Here is a 22,047-nt window from a genome sequence, read left to right as displayed (position 1 = left end):
AATATTCAATATCCCCAAGTGTTAGTTCTTCAAAGATTCAAGAGCCCTTTCGTGATCTGTAAATTGACCTCTTCACAAAACGCGGGCATGATGTGAAACCGTAGATACCCGAAAGCAGCCCATGGAAGAGGGCGAAGTCCCACGACAACCGCCCAAACCTGCGTCTCCTCCCGATGAGCAGAGCGTGGCCAAGGCCAACGAAGCCATCGCGATCCGGCCCAAGCGCGGCCGGCTCACACTGCTGTCGCGCCGCATCTACAACGCACTGCTCTACCATTCGCAGCGTCAGGGGGTCGACGAACCCGTCTACAAGCTGGCGCTGAGCGAATTGATCGGTGACGCCCGCTTCAACTCCAACAACACCGAACTGCTCAAGTCCCACCTGCGCGACATGCAGGCCACCACCATCGAGTGGTCCACCAGCGGCACGGGACTGAAACGCTGGGTCTCCTCGCAGCTGTTGGGCACCGTCACCATCGAGGAGCAGGGCAGGGGACGCCCTTGCACCATCACCTGGCGCTATCCCGAGGAAATCCGCGAGCGGCTGGTCAAGCCGCTGCAATACACGCGCGTGCTGTTGGAGATCAGCGGGCAGATGCGCAGCTATCCCGCCGCCGTGCTCTACGAGATCGGTGCGCGCTATCTCAGCTCGCCAAGTCGCCTCTCGATGCGCGAGGACGTGCTGTGGTGGGCCGCGGTCCTGACGGGCCGCAGCGACATCACCGAAGTCGACTACCGCTTTCTCAAGCGCGACGTGATCAGCAAGGCGCTCGCCGAGATCGATGCCCTGTGCGAAGACTTCAGCCTCGAACTCATCGAGCACAAGCGCGGACGCCGCATCGAGGAGATCCAGTTCCGCGTCCAGCCCAAGGTGCAGCAGCGCATGGGGGCAGCCGATGATCCGAGCCGCAACGTCTTCGACCTGGAACTGGTCGGCAAGCTGATCGCGCTCGGCCTCAAGCAGGACGAGGCCCAGGACCTGTACGCCACCACCGACGAGGGCCAGTTGCGCAGCACCCTCGAGCATGTGGAGCAGCGCCTGCGCAGCCAGACGCTGCCCGCGCTCAAGTCCTCGGCCGCGTACTTCAAGGACGCGCTGAAGAAGGGCTATGCCGGCATGAAGGGCGCAGGCGAGCCCGCCGCCGCTGCGCCGGCCCTGCTTTCGCCCGCGCAGGGGCGCGCGGGCGCCTCGCTGGGCACCGAGGACCGCATGCACCGGATCCGGGAGCTTTGGGAAAACGACCGCATGCAGAAGGCCAAGGCACTCTACCTCGAGATGCCTGAAGCCATGCAGGCCGAGATGCGCTCGCGCTTCGAGGCCGAACGGCTGGCGGAAATTGCCGCGCCCATCGCCCGCGCCTGGCGCCGCGACGGCCCCGCCAGCCGCATTGCCGGCACCACCTTCCACCGCTGGCTGGCGCAGATCACCTGGCCCGAGGATCCTTCGGATCGCGTGCTGCTCGATTTCGCGCTGGCCCAGGGCGTCGCGGGGATGTGACCGCGCGGCTGGCCTTGCCCCGTGCAATGGCTGGGTGCGTCGGGGCGCCAATGAACCCGGAGACGACAACCGGGGCTGTCGATGCCGAACGGCCAGCCTGCCGTCAGCTTGCGATGCCGCGCTTGCGCGCGCGGTAAGCCAGTTGCGCACGCGTGATGCCCAGTGCGCGCGCGGCGGCGGACAGGTTTCCTCCGCATTGCGCCAGCGCGCTCTTGATCAGCGTCTCTTCCATCTGTCCCCATGAGCCGGGGCCCGGGGCGCCATCCGCCGCCACCTGGTTTGCAGAAGAGTCCGGTGAGACCGGGGCGCTGCCAGCCTCGCTCAGGTGGCCATCCGGTCGTATCGACAGCACGTTCTTGTCGAGCGCCTCGCCGCTCGTGAACAGATGATGGACGTCCACCAGCGTTCCCTCGGGGGCGATGATCACGGCGCGCTCGATCAGGTTCTGCAGTTCGCGGATGTTGCCGGGATAGTCGTAGTTCAGCAGCGCCCTGACTGCGGCCTGCGTGAAGCCCGTGGCCGGCCGGCCGTGCTTGCGGCTATAGTGCTGCAGGAAATGGCTCATCAGCAGGGGCACGTCGTCGCGCCGTTCGCGCAGCGGCGGCAGGTGGATCGGAAAGACGTTGAGCCGGAAGAACAGGTCGTCGCGGAATCGGCCTTCGCGCACGGCCTGGCGCAGATCGACGTTGGTCGCCGCGATGACGCGCACATCGACCTTGACGCTGCGCGTGCCGCCCACGCGCTCGACGTCGCCCTCCTGCAGCGTGCGCAGCAGCTTGCCCTGGGCCGCGTAGCTCAGCGTGCCGATCTCGTCCAGAAACAAGGTGCCGCCATGGGCGCGCTCGAAGCGGCCCGGACGGGACGCGCCCGCGCCGGTGTAGGCGCCGCGCTCCACACCGAACAGCTCCGACTCGATCAGCGTCTCCGGAATGGCCGCGCAATTCACCGCGACGAAGGGCTTGTCGCGCCGCGGGCCGATGCTGTGCAGCATGCTGGCGAACTTCTCCTTGCCGACGCCGGACTCGCCGGTGAAGAGCACCGTGGCCGTCGTCGGCGCCACGCGGTGCAGCAGGTGGCAGGCCGCGTTGAAGGCCGCGGATGCGCCCACCATCGCGTCGTGCCTGCGTGGCGCCGCGGGCAGATGCGCGGCCTGCGGTGTCGATGCACCGTGCGGTGGCGAGCCGACGAAATCGCGTGCCCGCAGGTAGCGCATGTCCTCCTCCACGTCGTCCCAGCGCTCAGCGGATTTGCCGATCACGCGACAGTGGCTCTCGCCCATCGAACGGCAGGCCACCTCGCGGAACACCACCAGCTGTCCGAACAGGGTGCTGACGTACCCGGTGGCGTACCCCACCTGCATCCAGCAGGCGGGCGAACCGCCGATGCCGTAGGCCGCGATGTGCTCGTCGTCCTCGCTCGAGTGGTGCCAGATGAACTCGCCCTCGTAGTCCGAGGTCTCGGGGTCGTAGCGCACGTGCACCAGCTCGACCTTCACGACGCCTTCCAAGGCATGCAGGCGCGTGCCGGCGATGGCGGCCGAGGCGGGTTCGGCCTCGGGCCACTGCGCGCGCACCAGCTGCGCGTCTCGCGCGCCGCTCACGTAGCCCGCGCGCGTGAAGAGACCCCGGGCCTTCTCCTGGCCCAGGCTGTCGATCAGCTCGCGCCGCAGCGAACCCAGCGCCTCGGTGTGCAGCAGCACCATGCGCTGGTCCTGCAGCCAGATGCGGCCGTCGCCGGGCGAGAAGAACAGGCATTCGCTGATGTCGGCGATCGTCGGATGCGCTTCGCTGCCGACGTGGGAGGCCTCGAAGCGGCCCAGCGCGCGTGCCACTTCGTCGCCCTCGAAACGCCCGAGCGCGGCACCGGTGGCGCGCGCCACCTCGGCCAGCGAGATCCGTGGCGGGAGGGATGAAGCGGGGGATTTTGTCAAGGTCGGCTTCATCTTTTGGTGAAACGAGCGGCCGATTCTTGATGATTTGGTGAAACGGCGGATCAGGGTAAACCAGTTATCCGTCATAACCAGTAGGTCCTCGGGATTCCACCTAGTTCTCCTCTAAGAACAGCCTCGTGACGTGACGCTGAATGATCGCGCCGCTGCGCCCTTGGTACGACCGTTGCGCAAAGGAGGCCGTGCCGCGGGCGGTTCAAGCCTCGGCCAGCCGATCAATTTCTCACAAGAGGCAAGTCATGGATGTTTCCGAGAAGCCGGCGTTCCTGGACGCAGCGGCATGGGCAGGCAAGGTGTTCAACGGCGCATGGGTCGCGCCCGCGGGGGGCGTGCGCGACGTGGTCGAACCGGCCACGGGCACGGTAATGGCAAGCGTCGGCATCGCCGACGCGCAGGATGTGGCGCGGGCCGCAGCCGCCGCGGCACAGGCGCAGAAAAGCTGGGCGCAGACGGCGCCGCGCGAGAAGGCCGCGGTGTTCCACCGGGCCGCGGCGCTGTTCCAGCAGCACTTCGACGAGCTGGCGCTGTATGTGGCCCGGGAAACCGGCGCGATCCTGCCCAAGGGGCAGCACGAGGTGCGCGAGGCCATCACTCTGTGCCATTTGGCGGCGGCCATGCCGCTGCAGGCGCAGGGCCAGGTCCTGCCGAGCGCGAGCGGCACCACCAGCCTCGCGCGGCGCGTGCCGCGGGGCGTGGTCGGCGTGATCTCGCCGTTCAACTTCCCGCTCATCCTCACGATCCGCGCCGTGGCGCCGGCCCTCGCGACGGGCAACGCCGTGGTGATCAAGCCCGATGTGCGCACGCCCGTGAGCGGCGGCTTCATGCTCGCGCGCGTGTTCGAGGAGGCCGGCCTGCCCGCCGGCCTGCTGCAGGTTCTGCCAGGCGATGCCGTCGCCGGCGAGGCCCTGGTGACCGATGCGCACGTGCCGATGATCGCCTTCACCGGCTCGCCCGCCGTGGGCCGGCGCATCGGCGAGCTGGCGGGGCGGCACCTGAAGAAGGTGACGCTGGAGCTCGGCGGCGCCAACTCGCTGATCGTCCTGGACGATGCCGACCTGGACATCGCCGCCAGCAACGCGGCCTGGGGTGCCTACCTGCACCAGGGGCAAATCTGCATGGCGACCAACCGCATCCTCGTGCACGAGCGCATCGCCCCCGCGTTCACGCAGCGGCTGGTCGCGAAGGCGCAGCACCTGCCGGTGGGCGACGGCGCGAGCGGGCAGGTGGCGCTCGGGCCCCTGATCGACGCGAAGCAGCGCGACCGCGTGCATGCCATCGTGCAGGACAGCATCGCCGCCGGCGCGCAACTGCTCGCCGGTGGCGTCAGCGAGGGCCTCTTCTACAAGCCGACGGTGCTGGCGGGCGTGAAGGCCGGCATGCGGGTGTACGACGAGGAGGTGTTCGGCCCCGTCGCCAACATCATCACCTTCGAGACCGACGATGAAGCGGTGGCGCTGGCCAACGACAATCAGGGCAGCCTCGCATCCGCCGTGATCTCCCCCTCGATCGGACGGGCCATGGCGATCGCCGCGCGACTGAACTCCGGCATGGTCCACATCAACGACCAGACCGTCAACGACGAGTGCGTCAATCCCTTCGGCGGCCCCGGCATCGCCGGCAACGGCAGCAGCGTGGGCGGCCCGGCCGACTGGGAGGAATACACCCAGTGGCAGTGGCTGAGCATCAAGCAGGCGCCGCATCCCTATCCGTTCTGAGCGTGCCGTCGACCAATTCCACAAGGAGACATTTCATGCAGCTTCAAGGAAAAACCATCGTCGTCACGGGTGCCTCGTCGGGCATCGGTGCCGAGGTCGCGCGTGTGGCCCGCTTCGCAGGCGCCCGCGTCGTCGGCATGGACCGCAACGACCCGAGCCTCACGCTCGACGGCTTCGTCAAGGCCGACCTGAGTTCCGCCGCCACCATCGACGCGGCCGTGGCCCAGCTGCCGGAACGTTTCGATGCGCTGTGCAACATCGCCGGCGTGCCCGGCACGGCGCCGGCCGGGCTGGTGGCCGACGTCAACTACCTGGGGCTGCGGCATTTGACCGAGCAGGCGCTGCCGCGCATTGCGCGCGGCGGTGCCATCGTCAATGTGGCGTCCATCCTCGGTGCCGAGTGGCCGCAGCGACTGGAGGCCCACAAAGCGTTGGCCGAAGCCCGAGGCTTCGAGGCCGGCGCCCAGTGGCTGCGCGACCATCCCGTGCCTCAGCAGACCTGCTACCAGTACTTCAAGGAGGCGCTGATCGTCTGGAGTGCCACGCAGTCACAGCAGTGGTTCCTGACGCACGGCGTGCGCATGAACTGCGTCGCGCCAGGCCCGGTCTTCACGCCGATCCTGGGCGACTTCGTGAGCATGCTGGGCCAGGAGCGGGTGCAGGCCGATGCGCACCGCATGCTTCGCCCCGGTTTCGCCGACGAGATCGCGCCGGTGATCGCATGGTTGTGCAGCGACGAGGCGCGCTGGATCAGCGGCGTCAACATCCCCGTCGACGGCGGCCTGGCATCGACCTACATCTGATGCGAGACGACTGGCCGGGCCCCGGCCCCGACGGGGTGCCCGTGCCCGCCGCCTCGCGCCCTGGCGGCCGCGCCGTGCATGGCGCACGCTGACCTTTTGCGGATGCTCGAGATGGAAAGAACTGACGTTCTTGTGACGACGATCGAAATGGCGCGCGCCGGCCTGGGCTTCAATCCCCCTGACGCCCTCGACTGCATCTCCGACCTGATCGGCCAGGAGGATCCGGAGGATGCGAGCCATGACAGAAACGTCGAAAGACTGCTTCGCCTGGGGGCCTGCATCTGGAGCCTGAGGCAGGCCCTCCTGGCACCGGGTCCCGCCGGGACCAGGGAAGCAGCAGGGTGGCCCCGCTGATCAGGGGTTCGCCGATGCGGTTCGGGGTGAAGACGGGGAGCGCGGCTGCATCAGCGGCACTTTGCGTCGTAGCCGACGACGTTCGGAAGACCCTTCTCGCCTGCGGTGATGACCGACAGCGCACCGGCCGTGCCGGCATAGCTGAAGCTGCAGTAGGCGAGGCCCGTGCCCGCGCAGGACTCGACCTCGACGATGCCGCGCTTGATCAAGCCCGACTGGCGCGATTCGCCGTCCGGCTTCACGCGCACCGGCTTCCAGCCCTTGTCGGCCAACGCCTTGCGCGCCTTGTCGATCGGCATGCCGTAGACGTTCGGCACGACGGCCTTTCCCTTGCAGACGGACTCCTCGTCGGCCAACCTGCCCAGGCGCACGGTGCCGTCGGCCTCGACGCGCAGGTCGCCCACCGGCGAGCCGACGATGTCGCCGTCCCACACCCGCACGGCACCGCCTTCCAGGGGCGTCAGGTTGCCGATGGCCGTGTCCTCGGCCGACTTGCCATAGGCCAGTGCAACGAGCTTGTCGCCATCGAACACCCCGACATTGCCCTGCGTGATGTTGCATGTGCCGCTGGTCCCCGCCTCCAGTTGGCCGGCGAAACCGACGGCGCGATAGGAACCCAGCGGCAGATCCGCCATCACTGCCCATCCTTGCGCTGCCACCGCCTTGGCCGCGGCCGATTTCGGCTGGATCACGAACGATGGGCAGCCGCCTCGGTCGCTGGCGCTGCCGCCGGCCCTGGGCAAGCTGGTGATCGCCCTCATCCGGATGTTCTTCAACTCGGAAATCACGCGCGGCGCGGGCGCATTCGCCGACGAATTCGGTTGCGCGGCCGCCGGCAGCGAAAACGCGAGGCCGAGCGTGATCGCCGCCCCCCAAGCGGCAGGTGTATCGATGAGATTCAGAAAAAAGCGTGACAGCATGGCGAGAGATTCGGAGCAAGCAGATTTCAAAGCGTGGCCAGCGCCATGATCGTCGAAGCGTAGCGGGCATGGCGATGACCAGTTTCCACCCGATGTAGATGCAATTGCACCTGGCGCCCACAGCGCGGGAGCGGCACCGATCGGCGATGATTCCTGGGTCATGAGAAGAGAGCCCGTTGCCATGGATTCGCTGGATGCCGTCCCTGTCTTCAGATTTGCCACCGCCGACTATCCCGAACGGGACCGATTTCATCTCTGGGTCAAGGACAACCTGTGCGACTGCAGGTTCGAGGATGACGGTTGCGGCGCGTTCGACGCCGAGGCCACCGGCGCCGCGCTCGGTCCGCTGGTCATCTCGGGGCGGCGCTGGCCCAGGCGGCCGCGGCCGTTGACCTATGCGGTCCATCGCAATGCAAGGCGCATCCGGCTGGACGGCCAGGAGTCCTTTCGCTTCACACTGCTGCTCGGTGGGCAGGTGACCCGCCGCGCCATGGGGCCCGATTCCGTCAAGAGACCTGGCGATCTCTTCTTCTACGACGTCGCGCAGGCCAACGATTGCATGGTCGAAGCCGGCGACGTGATCAGCGTCGTGGTGCCCCGGCATCTCCTGCCCGGATCCGCCGCGCTTGTGCACGACCAGACACTCAGGAGCGGCATTGGCCGCCTGCTGGGCGACCAGCTGCTGTCGCTGTTTCGCAATCTCCCCACCTTGCAGCAGAAGGACGTGCCCAGCGTCGTCCAGTCGACGTTGCTGCTGATGGCCGCCGCCGTTTCACCGACTGCCGAGGCAATCCACGAGGCCAGCAGTCCCATCCGCCGGGTGCTGCTCGAACGGATCCGGCACTACATCGACGCGCACTTGCTCGAGCCCGATCTGACGCCCGAGCGGATCTGCCGGGAGGTCGGGGTGTCGCGGGCCAAGCTCTACCAGCTGTTCGAGGAAGAGGGAGGGGATCATGCGGCAGATCCGGCGCAGGCGACTGCGCCATGCCTACCACGTGCTCAGCGATCCGCAACGACAGGATGTGCGGATTGCGGAGATCGCCTGGAGCCACGGCTTCTCGGACGAGAAATATTTCTATCGCCTCTTCAAGGCCGAGTTCGGCCACACGCCGAAGGAGACGTTGCAGCGCCGCGCCAATCCCGTCTTCCTGCCGTACGGTCGCCTCCCGTCGGACGCAGGGAGCAACCTTTCCGGATGGACGCTGCCATTCGGCGTGCTCAACGATTGATTGGAGGTGTTGGGGCGGGGAAGCCGCCGGCCGCGAAGCATCGTCATGGCACTTTTCATGACGGCGCCGACGGACAGCGGCCGCCCGGCATCGGTGCCGATACCCGTCAGTCGCTCGGACGCTAGCGGTGAGCGGAGCTGGGAGGTTGTGCATCACGCTCCTTCCTGCGGCGCTCCAGCAGCTCGACCTTCCTCATGCTCGGTGCATCGACCGGCGTGTAGACGACGAGCCGCATGTCTGGCGACTCCTCGACCATGAAGGAGCTTTGCTCCAGTTCCATCCGGCCGACGCCGCGCACCTCGAAGCGCTTGGTCCGGTCGGTGCGCATGCTGACGTCATGATCGGGCCACCACTGCCTGAACTCGGGGCTGGCGATCTGCAGGCGCTCGATCAATGTCAGGAAGGCCGGGTCGTCGCGATGCCGCCCGAATTCGACACGAAAGCGCGCGAGCATCGCGCGTGCATCGGTTTCCCACTGCGGTATCGCCGCGCGATGCGCCGGGCTCGCGAACACCAGCCACAGCATGTTCCTGTCTTCGGGCGCGATGGCCGAGAGATCGCCGAACACGGCCGACAGCGCGCCGTTCCAGGCAATCACGTGCATCGAGGCGGTGGCAAGGTAGGCAGGCCCGGTGACCGCATCGAGCATGCGGCGCAGGTGCGGCGTGACCGCCAGCGAGGGACCGGGCACGATCGGCGGCGGGCGGTTGTGCGCCAGCGTGAAAAGATGTGCACGCTCGGTCGCATCGAGCTTCAGCGCGTGGGCGATGCGATCGAGGAAATGTGCCGACACCTCGATCTCGCGTGCCTGCTCCAGCCACGTGTACCAGGCGAGGCCGACGCCCGCGAGGTGGCAGACCTCCTCGCGCCGCAAGCCCGGCGTGCGCCGCCTCGCCGTTGTCGGCAGGCCGACTTCCGCGGGCTTCAAACGCTCGCGGCGGCTGCGCAGGAACGCGGCCACTTCGGCACGCGCCTGGGGGCTGGACGGGTGGGTCATTGCGCGAGGCTGGTGGTTCCTATACCTGGATAACTTCCTGTCTTGTCGAGGGATATTAGGCGCTCTACGCTGGGTTTTTCAACCGACGAAGGAACACCCGATGACCTCCATCGCCCGTACGAGGGAACGCTTTCTGGACTTTCGCAGCCGGCTCTACGGTCGGCACGACCTCACGGCCGTCGACGACCACCTGCCTCCGGATTTCTCGAGCCACAGCGCCAATGTCCGTCCTTTGCTAGAGGCGGCCCGATCGAGCGGCGGACGGCACGTCGATGTGCGGCCCGCGTACAAGGAATTCGTGAAAACCTTCTACGTCGGCTTGCCCGACCTCAGACCGGTGCGCCAGGAGGTCATGGTCGAAGACGAAGGCCTCATGGCGATGACGCGGTGGGAGGCGACGCACACCGGCGTCTTCTTCGGCGTGCCAGCCACCGGCAAGGTGCTTCACTTCTCGACGGCGGATCGCTATCGCCTGCAAGACGGACTATTGGTCGAGCACTGGGATGTGGTGGATGCGCAGGAGGCGTGGCTCGCGCTCGGCATCGTCGTTCGCTCTGGGGCTGGCGAGGTGTGAAGAGCCTGCGGCCGAAGCAGCGCCTTCGCACTCCCCCCCGTTGGAGTGCGTCGGGTCAGGTTGCAGTCTCGGTAAATTCCTACATCCAGTGCGAGGGGGCGGTCCAGAAAATTCATGGATGCTCAGAACTCTGCTTTGCATTGTGGCGAGTCCGGTCATTGCACTCGCCGTGCTGGTCTTCGGTCTGCTGGCGGCGCTGGCCCATCTCGTCGCCATGCCCGCGCTGTATCTCTGGGAACGCCGGCTTGAGCAAAATCCTCTAGGCGGGACTGATGGGTCGGCACACGCTTCTGGCCGACTCGCTTCGAGGGAGGACGCCGGAACCGACGAGCTTCGTACGACATCTCGAACTGCCCGGGAATGATTGCATCGCCTTTCGGCCCGCGATCACTTTCCGAGCGGAAATTCAGCCGAGGCACTCAGTCGTGGGTCTTCGTCGAACGGACGCTCGCCCAGCGCAGGGCAGACGAATCGTTCTCCGCATTGGATACTCCTGATGTCCACTGCTCCGGCAAAATTCGGCTGCAAGAAGCCCCTTGAAGGCCTTCAGCAAGAAGGCTCGCGGTGGCCCTGCGCCCTCAGAAGGAGTTCTCCGCCGATGACCTGGTCACTGTTCTATCGCTTCGACAACGGGGTGCCCACGGACTTTCACGAACTGCGGCAGTTCGGCAATTCGCTGTGGGCCGCGAACGGCAAAGTGCACACCATGGGTCACTCCATGGTCTCCGAGTTCGCAAGTCCCGAAGCCGCAAAGGAAGCCCTCGCGCAGCGAAGCAACGAGATCGAAGCGCAAGGCTACGAGCGAGTGCGCCACGGCATACACGATCCCGCTCGAATCGACTTCCCCTTGCTCACCGCGGAGATTCGCGAAGGTGCTCGCCACACCTTCCAGGCCATCCGCGCGGCCCATCCTGACAAGACCATCCGCCTTTTCGCGCTTTACAGCGATGACGATGCGATGACCATCGTCCATGCTGCAAGCGATCTCTCCTTGGGTGCTCCGGGCGACATGGACGATGAAAGCGAGATCTGGAGTTCCGCCGAATGGCCCTACACGGAGGGCGGTGAGTTTCTCGACATCGCTTACCGCATGATCCTGGCATGCCATCGCAGCGACTTGCCTTGCGACGTTGAATTCGACGTCCTGCGTGCGGGTCTCTTCGAGGCCTGCATTGCCGCGATGGAACAACTTGACCGTGAAGGTTTCTTCGGCACGGGCGAGGCGCGTGAAGAGGTTGTGCTGCTATGCCAAATCGAGGGCAACGAGGACATGGAAGGCTCGATCGGCAGACTGAACACTTCGCGTGTGGTGGGTCGGCTCGAACGCTGGATCAAGCTTTGCCAGTCAGCTTAGATTGGGAGCCTGGCGGATCGCCGGATAAATCCGAGGCTTCGCCTGAGTGATTGCTTTACGAAGTTTCCAGGGACTGCCCATTCAGGATGGAGTCGCGCCCCGCCCAAGTCGGCCAAGACCAGCCGTACCCTTGCATCTCTAGAAGAAGATGAGCCGTGTGACCATTTCTACAGCACCGTGCGACCCGACCGCCTCACTGGTGAGCGAAGTCCGGCGAATCACGAATCTCGGTGTGCTCGACGTACGGGACCGACTTTCGACCGGAAAGCCGCTGTTCTGTTAGCGCCAGTGCAATCGAGATCAGCTGTGCCAGTCGAACATTGACCAGGGGCTGGAGCTGGTTCCGGTAGGAGCCAACTGTGGATAACTATAGGTTGGATGCCTCGGTAGGTCCTCCTTTTCTTGAACCGGTTGTTGGTACTTCCGAGCCGTCAGGCGAGGCCCCTTCCTCCGCGACCTCGCTCACCTGGGCGGCCGCTGCCTTCCTGGTCTGTTCACGCGTCTTGATGCGCCCCTTGGCTTCGCGCGTGCTGTGGCGGAAGCGGTAGGACTCATTGCCCGTCTCGATGATGTGGCAGTGATGGGTCAAGCGATCCAGCAGCGCCGTGGTCATCTTGGCGTCGCCGAACACACTGGACCACTCCCCGAAGGTCAAGTTGGTGGTGATCATCACGCTGGTGTGCTCGTACAGCTTGGACAGTAGGTGGAACAACAAGGCACCACCGGCCTGGCTGAACGGCAGGTAACCCAACTCGTCGAGCACGACCAGGTCCATGCGCACCAGACTCATGGCGATGCGTCCGGCACGTCCCTGACTCTTCTCATGCTCCAGGGCATTGACCAGATCGACCGTGGAGTAGAACCGCACTCGCTTCGCGTGCCGGGTGAGCCCGGCAATCCCCAACGCCGTGGCCAGGTGGGTCTTGCCAGTGCCTGGGCCACCGACCAGCACCACATTCTGCGCATCCTGCGTGAACGACAGGTCCGCCAGTTTCTGGATCAACGCGCGGTCGACCTGCGAGACGGTGAAGTCGAACCCGGCCAGGTCACGGTGCATGGGGAAGCGCGCTGACTTCATCTGGTGAGCAATGGAACGCATGGCCCTGTCAGCATCTTCGGCCTGCAGCAGGTGCTCCACCAGCCAGCGCGATGCGGCCAGGGTCGTATCGCCGCCTTGCTCCGTCAGATCGGCCCAGGCCGTGGCCATGCCGTTGAGCCGCAGTGCCTTCAGCTGAGCCTGTACATCGCTGGAGGTCTCACGCATGGCCGACCTCCTGTCCGTCCAGATGATCCTGGTGGGTGGGGCGCAGCCGGTCGTAGCGCGCGGTGTCGGCCTTGGGCGCCTGGGTGAGTCGCAAGGACGTCTGCGCTTGGTCTGGCGTGGCCGGGCTGTTCAAGCGAGCCAGCACGTTGCGCACGTGCTCCACGCTGATGCTGCCGCTGGGCGCTCTGCCTTCGAGCACCAGCTCGATGGCCACCAGCACCGCCTCCAGCCCGGCCTGCGGCACCACAGCCAGCACCTGTGCCATGACCCGGTCTCCTCCAGGGTGCCTGAGCAGCGACTGGCGCAAGCGCAGCAACGGCGCCGGCAGGTCCAGGAACGGCGTGCCGTTGCGCAACGCGCCCGGCTTGCGCTGCACCAGCTCAATGTAGTGCTGCCAGTCGTAGCTGGTCTGGCCGCTGCCCGGCAGCCGGGCATGGCTGGCCACGACGGCGTCCGCGGCCGCCACATCGATTCGCTCGGGATAGACGCGGGTGCTGACGATGTGGCCGGCCCACTCGCACGGCACGGAGTAACGGTTGCGCGCGGCGGCCACCAGGCAGGTGCTGCTGACCCGGGCCAGCCGCTCGACGTAGCCGTCGAAGGGAGCAGGCATGGACATGAGGTGAGGCTTCTCCAGCTCCCACATCTCGGCCACGGTGAACTGCCGGTGGATCGGGTGCGTGGTATCACTCCACACCGAACGACACCGCTCGCTCAGCCAGGCATTGAGTTCGATGAACGAGCCGAAGCGCCGGGTCGCGGCTTCGATCCAGATGCGCCGGCGGCTGTCCTGCACGTTCTTCTCGACCACCCCCTTCTCCCAACCCGAGGCGACGTTGCAGAAGTCGGGGTCGAACAGGTAGTGGCTGCACATGGCAGCGAAGCGGGCGTTGACGGTGCGCTGCTTGCCGCGCTGCACCTTGTCCACGGCGGTGCGCATGTTGTCGTAGATGCCGCGCCGGGTGACGCCGCCGAGTGCCTGGAACGAGCGGGTGTGCGCATCGAACAGCATCTCGTGGCCCTGGCTGGGGTAGGCCACCAGCCAGAAGGCCCGGCTGGCGCACAGCTTCAGGTGCGCCACTTGCACGTTGTAGAACACGCCGCCGACGACCATGGCTTCGACGCTCCAGTCGAACTGGAAGGCCTCGCCCAGCTCGAAGCTCATCGGAACGAACGCCTTGGCCGGACTGGCTGCCGACTCCACCCGCCAGCGCCGGATGTAGTCGGTGACGGCGCTGTAGCCGCCGCGGTAGCCCTGCGCCTGTATCTGGGCAAACAGTGCACGGCCGCTGCGCCTTCCATGCTTGGGGCGATGGCTGTCGGTCGTGAGCGCTTGATGTAAGGCCGGTTCGAACGCCGTGAGCTTGCCGTCGAGCTTCACCCGCTCGTACTTCGGCACCACATCGCTGGGCGCCTTGAGCCACTTCTTGACCGTATTGCGCGACAGGCCCGTGCGCTTTGCGATCTCGCTAAGGGAGAGTTGGTCGCGCAGCCTCATGCGCCTGACCTTGCCAATCATGTCCATGGTGATCACCTTGAATCCCCTGCTGAAATTCTCAGCAGGTCAGTGGAACACCCTGGTCAATTTTGGATTGGCACTTTGCGGTTTAGCTGGTCAAGATTGCGCTGGCACTAACACCTCGTTGCTCGAAGCCGCGCCAAGCCTGCCTTCCAAACAGAGAAAGGCATGGCTGCGTCAGAGAATCCTGGAACTGTTCAAGTATGTGAACCAGCCCCCGCGCTGGTTGCAGTCTCCAGCGTGGCCCATCGGAGATGCCGGCCCTTTGGTCTTCCTGGGGCAGTTTCCTGTCGCCGACTACTTTCATGATGAGGCGGCGGTCTATGTTTTCCATGACCCGGCGAAGGACGCGTTCACGACATTCGTTCAGCGCTGCTGAGCTTGCGACATGAGGGCAATCACCAAGATGCCTACTCGTGGCCGGACGGCCGCCGTGAACGCTGATCACGCGTGCTGAAGGACCGCCAGCAACAAGCCAGAACGTCCCGGTATTCGGCTGACGCGCACCCGTTCACCGACAGTCCAGCCAATCGATCGCAATACTCCATGAGGTCCTTCAGGACGCGTACCTTCCTCGCAGGACGTTGGCCGGGCGGTCGGATGACATAGGCGCCTGCCGGAGGTGGCGCTTCTTGAGCGCTAGGTGAAGTTCGGGAAGCACGCGGCCTGGACACCGACCGAGATGCCCAGCAGCATGAATGCGGTCGCGCCTTGCAGGGCGAGTTGCTTCATCAGGCGATGGCACGAATGACCACGCCCGGCGGCTGTGTCGGATGCATGTGTGACCCCGTTCGTTCTTTTGAATTCGGATGCATTGCGTTGTGCGGCAATGCCGGAACGAGCGTAACGACATGCTCGATGAAGCAATCCCATGGCCTTTTCTGGCTTCTGTGATGCCCATCGAAAGAATTACTTTGATGACCGGGAAGTACTGCACGCACTACTACCTGTGGTCGATGCGCAGCTTGCCGCGGCCGTCCGGCGAGCAGGCTTTTCCATGGCCGTTCCGCGCGTCCAGCGGTGGGTGATCATCCGGCCCGTCAAAATAGGAAGGGATTTCCATAATGGAAATAGTTTCCATAAACTTCCTATGATCGCCCCCGGTCAACCCTGCCGCAGCGGACACGGGCGGGCCGGCATCGGCAGAGCGCTCGCACTCTGCGCCATCGATCAGAACGAGGAGACACCCTTGGAACTTGCCAAATCATTGACTCTCAGGCTCGCCTTGGCGGCGGCCGTGACGCTGGCCGTGACTGCATGCGGAGGAGGAAGCGGAGGAGGGGGAGGAGTGCCGCTCACGGCCCTTCCCGTGTCGCCGGCAGCACCGAGCAATCCGACCGAGCCTGCGGGCGAGACACCGGTTCAGCCGACGGACCCGGTTGCCGAAGCCCCCGACGACAGCTTCGACACCTACTACAACGTCTGCAGGGGAACGAATCCCAAGTGCTACAACGACTGGGGCGCCTTTGCTTCGACGCCGGACCGGGTGCTGGTCTATTCGCGCACCGCGGGGCCGCGTCATGCCGTGCTGGGCACGCCGATGGCCGCGGGTTTGAACCCGGTGATGAATCCGGACAACGTGATGCAGGCGGGCCTGGTTCGCATGCTGTCGGCCGAAGGCATCACGGTCGACTGGACGGAAGACGTCGCGGTCCTCGGCAGCCGCATCAACAACTACAAGGCGATCATCTTCGCGAGCTCGAACCGCGACACGTTGTGGAACGGCGCGGTCAGCACGAGCCAGGATGCCGCGCGCACCGCGCTGCGCAACTACATGCGCCGCGGCGGCGGCTTCGTCGGCCTGCACAACGCATTCGGCGCGGAATACAACTGGCCCTACTACGAAGGTCTGCTTGGCAACGCGAACTTCTACAACCACGGGCCGAACCGCGCCGGCGACGTCGAGATCGTCTCGGACGACCCGTCGACGAAGGATGTGCCCAAGCGCTTTTCGTTCCAGGACGAGTGGTACAACCTCATGCCCTTCCCCACGAAGGTGAAGTTCCTGGCCAAGGTCGACACCTCGACGCTGAAGCCGCTGACGGCGGCGCCGCATCCGGGCCATGCGGACTTCCATCCCGTCGCCTGGTGCCAGTACTACGACGGTGGCCGCGCATGGCTCACGACCCTCGGGCACAACGCCCACTCGTTCACCGCGGACCTGTCGGGCGTGGGGGGCCATCGAGTTCCAGAAGCTCGTGGTCCAGGGCGTCAAGTCGGCCATGGGTCTCACGCCCTTCTGCACCGAATAGCGACCGAGCAACGAGCCTGCGAGGCCGGCTTCGCGCACCGCGCACTGCCCGCGGTGCGTGCGGCCTCGCGCACATCCGTTCCCAACTTCACCAAGTAGAGACATCCATGAAACAAAGATCATTGGTCACGCTGCTGGTTTCCTGCGGCGTGCTCGCATCCCCCTTGTTGCTCGGCGCTTGCGGCGGTTCGAGCGGCGGCGGCGCGCCGGTGCTGTCTGTCAACCCGGCCCCCGCGCCACCGCCGGCATCGAGCGCGCCGCCACTGGCATCTCCGCCGGCGGCCGCCGCGCCCGCGGCCGACCTGTCTGACTGCTGTACGGCCGGCGACAAGGACTTCCCCAAGGTGGGCGGCAATCTGGGCAACCAGAACTACTCCAGCCTGCGCAAGATCAACAAGGGCCTCGTCGGCCAGCTGGGCGGCGCCTGGGTCAACCAGATCGAGGGCGGCATGACCACCGGCACCAACCAGAGCACGACGGTGGTCGTCGACGGCGTGCTCTACATCGAGTCCGCGCTGGGCAACGTGATCGCGGTGGACGGCAAGACCGGCCTCACGAAATGGAAATGGACCACGCCCTACGGTGCCATCACCCGCCGCGGGGTGGCCGTCGCGAAGGACCTGGGACTGGTGTTCACCGTCGCCAACGGCAACCGCCTGGTGGCGCTGAGGACGGACACAGGTGCCATCGCCTGGATCAAGCAGTACCCGAGCAGCAGCACCGACCCCGACTACCAGGGCGCGCTGCAGAAAGTGGCGCTCGTCTATCACGACAAGCGGCTCTACCTCGGCACGAACGACGGCAATCGCGGTGCGGCGTTCTCCGCCGATGCGTTGACGGGCAAGGTGCTGACCTCGTTCTGGGGCGTGCCGCGCGCCGGCGAGATCGGCTACGACACCTGGGGCGGTGCCGCCGAATCGGAACGCACCGGTGCGACCCCGTGGATCCATCCCGCGGTGGATCCCGAACTGGGCCTGGTCTACTGGACCTTCGGCAACGTGCGCGGCGGTTCGTCGCAGAACGGCTCCACGCGCCCGGGCCTGAATCTCTTCGCCAATTCGATCGTTGCGCTGGACCTCAAGACCGGCGAATACAAGTGGCACTTCCAGTCCGTGCACCACGACATCTGGGACATGGACAACGTGATGTCTCCCGTGCTCGCCGACGTCAAGATCGACGGGAAAGACCGCAAGGTCGTGATCTACGGCAGCAAGACGGGCATGTACTACATCCTCGACCGCAAGGACGGCAGCGCGCCGCTGGGCATCGACGAAGTGCCCGTGAAGCAGGACGCCCGCCAGGCCAGCTGGCCGACCCAGCCCTTCCCGCGCCAGGGCGCCTGGACCGAGACCTGCATCGTGGACCAGCCGCTGGGCACGGCGATCCCCGGCGACCCCAACCGCGCGGTCCCGAACTACGTGAAGGGCTGCCTCTACGACGCGCACTGGGACGTGCCGATCCTCTCCATTCCGGGACATGGCGGCGGTGCCAACTGGAACCACCAGTCCTTCAGCCAGCGCACGGGCCTGGTCTACACGGGCATGGGCTACGTGTCGGCGGCGCACTCGCTCACCGAATCGAGCAACGGCCTGCGTCCGCCGGGCACCTACATGACCGGTGCGGTCGTGGCGGTCGATCCGAGCACCAACCTCGTGAAGTGGAAGAAGCAGATGCCGTATTCGCTGGCGCACGGCAACGGCATCCTGAGCACGGCCTCCGACCTGCTGTTCATCGGACAGCCCGACGGCAACCTGCTGGCCCTGGATGCGCATGACGGCAGCGAACTGTGGCGCTTCCAGACCGGTGCCGCGATCAGTGCCAGCCCGGTCTCCTACGAGATCGATGGCGAGCAGTACATCGCGGTGTTCTCGGGGGGTACGGGCATTCCGTACGGCGATTCGGCACCGCGCGGCGATCGCCTGTGGGCGTTCAAGGTCGGCGGCTCCGTCGCGCCCGCGCCCACGCCGGTGCCGCCCGTCGTGCGCCGGCCGGTGTCGGGTTCGGCGGTGGAAGGCGCGGCATTGCCGACCCCGAACACAGTGTTCCTGGCACGCGTGCAGACCGCCGCGAACGAGCCGGGCACCACCGAATCGACGGCGGTGAATGCCATGACGCCGACCTTCATGCGCGTGCCGGCGAACACCACCGTGACCTTCACCAACCCGGCGGCCAATGCGAACACGCACTGCGCCACGCAGTTCTTCGAAGGCAGGTTCGATTTCAGGCTGGCTCCGGGCCAGTCCGCGACCCACACCTTTGACACGCCGGGCGAATACTTCTACAACGACTGCCATAGCCCGCGCCCGACGGGCAAGATCGTCGTGTATTGATCCCATCCCTCAATCCCCCAACCACTGAAGGAGCAATGCGATGAAATGGTGCAAGCCTGAGTTCGAAGAGCTGCGTTTCGGCTTCGAGATCACGATGTACATCTCCGCGCGCTGAGCGCGGCCCCGACGGCACCGGCTTCGCGCCGGTGCCGTCTTTTTCTTGTCCCCCATGAAGATTCTGGTTCTTGGTTCGGGAGCGGGCGGTGGCTTCCCTCAATGGAATTGCAACTGCCGCCTGTGCGCCGGCCAGCGAACCGGGCAGGTCCGGGCCCTTCCTCGCACGCAGAGTTCGATTGCCGTGTCGGCCGACGGCGAACGCTGGGTGCTGCTGAACGCGTCGCCCGACATCGGCGCTCAGCTGCGCGCCTCGCCGGCGCTGTGGCCTCGCCATGGCCTGCGCGATTCCGCGATCGAGGCCGTGGTGCTGATGGATTCGCAGATCGACCATGTCGCGGGGCTTCTGAGCCTGCGCGAGGGATCGCGGCTGCAGCTCTACTGCACGCCCGAGTCCCATGAAGACCTCACCGGCAGCCTGCCGTTGTTGAAGGCGCTCGAAAGCTACAGCGGTGTGAGCTGGCACCCGATGCCGCTCGAACCCGGCGGCGGTACGTGGCACGAGATCGCCGGCCTGCGCCTGCAGGCGGTGCCGGTTCCCGGCAAGGCGCCCCCTTACTCGCCGCGCCGGCAGGCCGAGACGCGCAGCGACAACGCGGCCGTGCTGATCGAGGCCCCGGCCAGTGGCCGGCGCGTGTTCTATGCACCAGGCCTTGCACGGGTCGGCGAGGCCGAACGCAGGTGCCTCGACGGCTGCGACACCGTGCTGGTCGACGGCACCTTCTGGACCGAGGACGAGATGGTCGCGGCGGGCCTCGGCAAGAAGCACGCCGCCGACATGGGCCACCTGCCTCAGTGCGACGGACCGCACGGTCCGGGCATGCTGAAGGCGCTGGACGCCTGCACCGCGCGCAGGAAAGTACTCATCCACATCAACAACAGCAACCCGATCCTCGACGAAGACGGGCCGGAACGCGCCGAGCTCGTGCGTCGCGGCATCGAGGTGGCCTTCGATGGCATGGAACTGGAGATCTGAGGCGTGACGCACCAGCAACAACAACAGCAGCAGACGCAGACGCAGACGCAGCAGGAGCCTTGGTCGCCGCAGGTCTTCGAATCGCAGCTGCGCGCGATGGAGTCGCGCTATCACAGCCATCATCCGTTCAACCGGCGGCTCAATGCCGGCGAACTGCAACCCTTCCAGGTCCGGGGCTGGGTGGCGAACCGGTTCTACTACCAGTGCCGCATTCCCGTGAAGGACGCGGCGATCCTCTCCAATTGCGATGACCGCGCAACGCGCAGGCGCTGGGTGGTGAGGATGCTCGACCACGACGGGCACGGCGACCACGAGGGCCCCCACGCCGGCGGCATCGAGATATGGACACGCCTGGGCCTCGCGACCGGCCTTCGGCGCGATGTGCTGGAGTCGCACGCGCTCGTCCTGCCCGGCGTGCGCTTCGCCGTGGATGCCTACGTCAACTTCGCGCGCACGGCGCCCTGGCAGGAGGCCGTGATCTCCTCGCTGACCGAGATGTTCGCGCCGCGCATCCACAAGGACCGGCTCGCGGGCTGGCCCACGCACTATCCGTGGATCGACACCTCGGGCCTGGACTATTTCCGCAGCCGCATCCCGCTGGCCGACCGCGATGTCGAGCATGGCCTGGAGGTGGCGATGCAGTGGTGCACCACGCGCGAACGACAGGTCCGAGCCCTGCAGATCCTGGGCTTCAAGCTCGACATCCTCTGGGCCATGCTCGACGCGATCGAGAAGGCCTATCCCGACGACCTTGCGAAAGAGCAGCAGCCATGACCGCATGGACCGACAGCGTACAGCCGGCACTCGGCACGATGTACAGGATGCAATGGGAAGAGGCGCAGCAGTGCCATGTGCTGCTGTTTCCCGAGGGCATGATCAGGCTGAACGAGCCGGCGGCGGAGATCCTGAAGCGCTGCGACGGCAAGACCTCGGTCGCGGCGCTCGTGGCCGACCTGGAAAGCACCTTCGGTGAACCCGATCTGCGTGCCGACGTGCTCGAGTTCCTGGAGCAGGCCCGTGGACGCCACTGGATCCGGTGAGCGCGGCCGCGCGGGCGCTGTGAAACCGCCGCTGTGGCTGCTCGCGGAGCTGACCTATCGCTGCCCGCTGCACTGCGCCTTCTGTTCGAACCCCGTGGACTACACGCGCTACGGCAACGAACTCGACACGGGCGAATGGATTCGCGTGTTCCGCGAGGCGCGCGCCATGGGGGCCGTCCAGCTGGGGTTCTCGGGTGGCGAGCCGCTGGTGCGCGATGACCTCGAAGAGCTCGTCGCGGCGGCGCACCAGCTCGGCTTCTACACCAACCTGATCACCTCCGGCGTGGGCCTCGTGCCGCGGCGGGCCGAGGCGCTGAAGAAGGCCGGCCTCGATCACATCCAGCTGTCGTTCCAGGACTCCAGCCGCGAGCTGAACGACTTCCTGAGCTCCACGCGCACCTTCGACCTCAAGCAGCGCGTGGCCCGCACGATCAAGGACCTGGGCTATCCGATGGTGCTGAACTGCGTGATGCACCGCTACAACCTGCCGCATGTCGAGCGCATCATCGAGATGGCCGAATCCATGGAGGCGGATTTCCTGGAGCTGGCCAACGTGCAGTACTACGGCTGGGCATGGCGCAACCGGGAGATGCTGATGCCTTCCCGCTCGGCGCTGGCGAGCGCCGAAGCGGTGGTCGAGGCGCACCGGCCGCGCCTCGAGGGGCGCATGAAGATCCTCTGGGTGGTGCCCGACTATGCCGAGGGAAAGCCCAAGCCCTGCATGGCCGGCTGGGGCAGCGTGTTCCTGGTGGTGGCGCCCGACGGCATGGCCCTACCGTGCCACAGTGCGCGAATGCTGCCCGGGCTGGAATTCCCCAACGTTCGCGAGCACGCCGTTCGCAGCATCTGGCACGACAGTCCGGCCTTCGGCGCCTACCGCGGCACCGGCTGGATGAGCAGCACCTGCGCAAGCTGCGACGACCGGGAAAAGGACCATGGCGGCTGCCGCTGCCAGGCCTATCTCCTCACCGGCGACGCGGCCGCCACGGACCCGGTTTGCCCGAAGAGTCCGCGCCACGCGGAGGTCGAGGCCATGGTCACGGCCGCGGCTGGCATGGGCGACACCGGCGGCACGCCGATCCGTTTCGTGCCCGGCGCCAGGCGGTCGGGCGAACTGGTCTTTCGCACGGACGCCAATGCACGGGCGCAGGGCTGAGC

21 protein-coding genes and 2 pseudogenes are annotated in these 22,047 nt (G+C 66.2%); 17 read left to right on the top strand and 6 right to left on the bottom strand.

The window, feature by feature from the left end; genetic code table 11:
- Positions 1-184 precede the first annotated feature (184 nt).
- A complete protein-coding gene (locus tag ACHMXA_RS34125; protein WP_395321865.1) occupies positions 185-1,498 on the top strand; it encodes a RepB family plasmid replication initiator protein in 1,314 nt (437 codons plus the stop codon).
- Between the two features lie 103 nt (positions 1,499-1,601).
- Here the strand turns inward: ACHMXA_RS34125 and ACHMXA_RS34120 are convergent, their stop codons facing one another.
- Positions 1,602-3,428 carry a sigma 54-interacting transcriptional regulator gene (locus ACHMXA_RS34120; protein ID WP_395321863.1) on the bottom strand — a complete coding sequence of 609 codons (1,827 nt, stop codon included), beginning with the start codon at positions 3,426-3,428 and terminating at the stop codon, positions 1,602-1,604.
- 257 nt (positions 3,429-3,685) lie between these two features.
- Here ACHMXA_RS34120 and ACHMXA_RS34115 point away from each other — a divergent pair, with 257 nt between their 5' ends.
- The 3 genes from ACHMXA_RS34115 (at position 3,686) to ACHMXA_RS34105 (ending at position 6,318) form a co-directional block, all read left to right on the top strand.
- Positions 3,686-5,161: a benzaldehyde dehydrogenase gene (locus ACHMXA_RS34115; RefSeq protein WP_395321861.1), complete on the top strand. Its 1,476-nt coding sequence runs from the start codon at positions 3,686-3,688 to the stop codon at positions 5,159-5,161.
- A gap of 35 nt (positions 5,162-5,196) precedes the next feature.
- Positions 5,197-5,964: a coniferyl-alcohol dehydrogenase gene (locus ACHMXA_RS34110; protein ID WP_395321859.1), complete on the top strand. Its 768-nt coding sequence runs from the start codon at positions 5,197-5,199 to the stop codon at positions 5,962-5,964.
- A 102-nt stretch (positions 5,965-6,066) separates the two neighbouring features.
- Positions 6,067-6,318: a hypothetical protein gene (locus ACHMXA_RS34105; RefSeq protein ID WP_395321857.1), complete on the top strand. Its 252-nt coding sequence runs from the start codon at positions 6,067-6,069 to the stop codon at positions 6,316-6,318.
- Between the two features lie 50 nt (positions 6,319-6,368).
- Here the strand turns inward: ACHMXA_RS34105 and ACHMXA_RS34100 are convergent, their stop codons facing one another.
- On the bottom strand, positions 6,369-7,238 hold the full coding sequence (locus tag ACHMXA_RS34100; RefSeq protein WP_395321856.1) for a PASTA domain-containing protein: 870 nt from the start codon (positions 7,236-7,238) through the stop codon (positions 6,369-6,371).
- Between the two features lie 160 nt (positions 7,239-7,398).
- Between ACHMXA_RS34100 and ACHMXA_RS34095 the strand changes: the two are divergent.
- Both ACHMXA_RS34095 and ACHMXA_RS34090 read left to right on the top strand, forming a co-directional pair.
- A pseudogene (locus ACHMXA_RS34095) lies at positions 7,399-7,902 on the top strand (AraC family transcriptional regulator); the annotation flags it as partial.
- Between the two features lie 292 nt (positions 7,903-8,194).
- Positions 8,195-8,470 carry a helix-turn-helix domain-containing protein gene (locus tag ACHMXA_RS34090; RefSeq protein ID WP_395322688.1) on the top strand — a complete coding sequence of 92 codons (276 nt, stop codon included), beginning with the start codon at positions 8,195-8,197 and terminating at the stop codon, positions 8,468-8,470.
- Positions 8,471-8,591: 121 nt separating this feature from the next.
- Here the strand turns inward: ACHMXA_RS34090 and ACHMXA_RS34085 are convergent, their stop codons facing one another.
- Entirely contained in the window at positions 8,592-9,467 is an 876-nt protein-coding gene (locus ACHMXA_RS34085) for a helix-turn-helix transcriptional regulator (RefSeq protein ID WP_395321854.1), read from the bottom strand.
- A gap of 100 nt (positions 9,468-9,567) precedes the next feature.
- Here ACHMXA_RS34085 and ACHMXA_RS34080 point away from each other — a divergent pair, with 100 nt between their 5' ends.
- Together ACHMXA_RS34080 and ACHMXA_RS34075 are read left to right on the top strand one after the other, a co-directional pair.
- Entirely contained in the window at positions 9,568-10,041 is a 474-nt protein-coding gene (locus ACHMXA_RS34080) for an ester cyclase (protein ID WP_395321852.1), read from the top strand.
- 598 nt (positions 10,042-10,639) lie between these two features.
- Positions 10,640-11,395 (top strand): DUF4303 domain-containing protein, encoded by a 756-nt coding sequence (locus ACHMXA_RS34075; RefSeq protein WP_395321850.1) that lies wholly within the window; start codon positions 10,640-10,642, stop codon positions 11,393-11,395.
- Between the two features lie 367 nt (positions 11,396-11,762).
- Here ACHMXA_RS34075 and istB read toward each other — a convergent pair whose 3' ends face one another.
- On the bottom strand, positions 11,763-12,659 hold the full coding sequence (gene istB, locus ACHMXA_RS34070; protein WP_093083094.1) for an IS21-like element helper ATPase IstB: 897 nt from the start codon (positions 12,657-12,659) through the stop codon (positions 11,763-11,765).
- Positions 12,652-14,184: an IS21 family transposase gene (gene istA, locus ACHMXA_RS34065; RefSeq protein ID WP_395316597.1), complete on the bottom strand. Its 1,533-nt coding sequence runs from the start codon at positions 14,182-14,184 to the stop codon at positions 12,652-12,654. The genes istB and istA overlap by 8 nt, the downstream gene beginning before the upstream one ends.
- On the opposite strand from istA, the gene ACHMXA_RS34060 reads away from it, so the two are divergent.
- Positions 14,177-14,557 carry a hypothetical protein gene (locus tag ACHMXA_RS34060; protein WP_395321849.1) on the top strand — a complete coding sequence of 127 codons (381 nt, stop codon included), beginning with the start codon at positions 14,177-14,179 and terminating at the stop codon, positions 14,555-14,557. The two genes, istA and ACHMXA_RS34060, sit on opposite strands and share 8 nt — an antisense overlap.
- A gap of 154 nt (positions 14,558-14,711) precedes the next feature.
- Here ACHMXA_RS34060 and ACHMXA_RS34055 read toward each other — a convergent pair.
- Positions 14,712-14,804, bottom strand: a pseudogene (locus ACHMXA_RS34055) (LysR family transcriptional regulator); the annotation flags it as partial.
- A 225-nt stretch (positions 14,805-15,029) separates the two neighbouring features.
- Here ACHMXA_RS34055 and ACHMXA_RS34050 point away from each other — a divergent pair.
- From ACHMXA_RS34050 to pqqE, 8 genes are all read left to right on the top strand, one after another.
- Positions 15,030-15,206, top strand: coding sequence for a hypothetical protein (locus ACHMXA_RS34050; RefSeq protein WP_395321848.1), 177 nt, complete (start codon positions 15,030-15,032; stop codon positions 15,204-15,206).
- 161 nt (positions 15,207-15,367) lie between these two features.
- Entirely contained in the window at positions 15,368-16,528 is a 1,161-nt protein-coding gene (locus ACHMXA_RS34045) for a ThuA domain-containing protein (RefSeq protein WP_395321846.1), read from the top strand.
- A gap of 8 nt (positions 16,529-16,536) precedes the next feature.
- Positions 16,537-18,759 (top strand): PQQ-binding-like beta-propeller repeat protein, encoded by a 2,223-nt coding sequence (locus tag ACHMXA_RS34040; protein WP_395321844.1) that lies wholly within the window; start codon positions 16,537-16,539, stop codon positions 18,757-18,759.
- Between the two features lie 40 nt (positions 18,760-18,799).
- Complete coding sequence (pqqA, locus tag ACHMXA_RS34035) at positions 18,800-18,874, top strand: pyrroloquinoline quinone precursor peptide PqqA (RefSeq protein WP_080898329.1); 75 nt, start codon at positions 18,800-18,802, stop codon at positions 18,872-18,874.
- Positions 18,875-18,928: 54 nt separating this feature from the next.
- The gene (gene pqqB / locus ACHMXA_RS34030; RefSeq protein ID WP_176666334.1) at positions 18,929-19,849 is read left to right on the top strand and encodes a pyrroloquinoline quinone biosynthesis protein PqqB; all 921 of its coding nucleotides are present in this window, start codon (positions 18,929-18,931) and stop codon (positions 19,847-19,849) included.
- A gap of 96 nt (positions 19,850-19,945) precedes the next feature.
- The gene (pqqC, locus tag ACHMXA_RS34025) at positions 19,946-20,623 is read left to right on the top strand and encodes a pyrroloquinoline-quinone synthase PqqC (RefSeq protein WP_395322685.1); all 678 of its coding nucleotides are present in this window, start codon (positions 19,946-19,948) and stop codon (positions 20,621-20,623) included.
- Positions 20,620-20,889, top strand: coding sequence for a pyrroloquinoline quinone biosynthesis peptide chaperone PqqD (gene pqqD, locus ACHMXA_RS34020; RefSeq protein ID WP_395321842.1), 270 nt, complete (start codon positions 20,620-20,622; stop codon positions 20,887-20,889). Before pqqC ends, pqqD begins: the two co-directional genes overlap by 4 nt.
- Complete coding sequence (gene pqqE, locus ACHMXA_RS34015) at positions 20,867-22,045, top strand: pyrroloquinoline quinone biosynthesis protein PqqE (protein WP_395321840.1); 1,179 nt, start codon at positions 20,867-20,869, stop codon at positions 22,043-22,045. Before pqqD ends, pqqE begins: the two co-directional genes overlap by 23 nt.
- Positions 22,046-22,047 lie beyond the last annotated feature (2 nt).

This window comes from Variovorax sp. UC74_104, from assembly GCF_044055375.1.
In the GTDB taxonomy this organism is placed as follows: domain Bacteria; phylum Pseudomonadota; class Gammaproteobacteria; order Burkholderiales; family Burkholderiaceae_C; genus Variovorax.
The sequence above is the reverse complement of the archived record's forward strand: the minus strand, read 5'-3'. Positions and strand labels throughout refer to the sequence as shown.

Coding starts and splice junctions, on each gene's coding strand:
- ACHMXA_RS34090 (WP_395322688.1), top strand. CDS start 8,195: ATGCGGCAGATCCGGCGCAGGCGACTGCGCCATGCCTACCACGTGCTC.
- ACHMXA_RS34040 (WP_395321844.1), top strand. CDS start 16,537: ATGAAACAAAGATCATTGGTCACGCTGCTGGTTTCCTGCGGCGTGCTC.
- ACHMXA_RS34105 (WP_395321857.1), top strand. CDS start 6,067: ATGCTCGAGATGGAAAGAACTGACGTTCTTGTGACGACGATCGAAATG.
- ACHMXA_RS34075 (WP_395321850.1), top strand. CDS start 10,640: ATGACCTGGTCACTGTTCTATCGCTTCGACAACGGGGTGCCCACGGAC.
- istB (WP_093083094.1), bottom strand. CDS start 12,659: ATGCGTGAGACCTCCAGCGATGTACAGGCTCAGCTGAAGGCACTGCGG.
- istA (WP_395316597.1), bottom strand. CDS start 14,184: ATGGACATGATTGGCAAGGTCAGGCGCATGAGGCTGCGCGACCAACTC.
- ACHMXA_RS34100 (WP_395321856.1), bottom strand. CDS start 7,238: ATGCTGTCACGCTTTTTTCTGAATCTCATCGATACACCTGCCGCTTGG.
- ACHMXA_RS34110 (WP_395321859.1), top strand. CDS start 5,197: ATGCAGCTTCAAGGAAAAACCATCGTCGTCACGGGTGCCTCGTCGGGC.
- pqqB (WP_176666334.1), top strand. CDS start 18,929: ATGAAGATTCTGGTTCTTGGTTCGGGAGCGGGCGGTGGCTTCCCTCAA.
- ACHMXA_RS34080 (WP_395321852.1), top strand. CDS start 9,568: ATGACCTCCATCGCCCGTACGAGGGAACGCTTTCTGGACTTTCGCAGC.
- ACHMXA_RS34060 (WP_395321849.1), top strand. CDS start 14,177: ATGTCCATGGTGATCACCTTGAATCCCCTGCTGAAATTCTCAGCAGGT.
- pqqD (WP_395321842.1), top strand. CDS start 20,620: ATGACCGCATGGACCGACAGCGTACAGCCGGCACTCGGCACGATGTAC.
- ACHMXA_RS34115 (WP_395321861.1), top strand. CDS start 3,686: ATGGATGTTTCCGAGAAGCCGGCGTTCCTGGACGCAGCGGCATGGGCA.
- ACHMXA_RS34050 (WP_395321848.1), top strand. CDS start 15,030: ATGCTCGATGAAGCAATCCCATGGCCTTTTCTGGCTTCTGTGATGCCC.
- ACHMXA_RS34085 (WP_395321854.1), bottom strand. CDS start 9,467: ATGACCCACCCGTCCAGCCCCCAGGCGCGTGCCGAAGTGGCCGCGTTC.
- pqqC (WP_395322685.1), top strand. CDS start 19,946: ATGGAGTCGCGCTATCACAGCCATCATCCGTTCAACCGGCGGCTCAAT.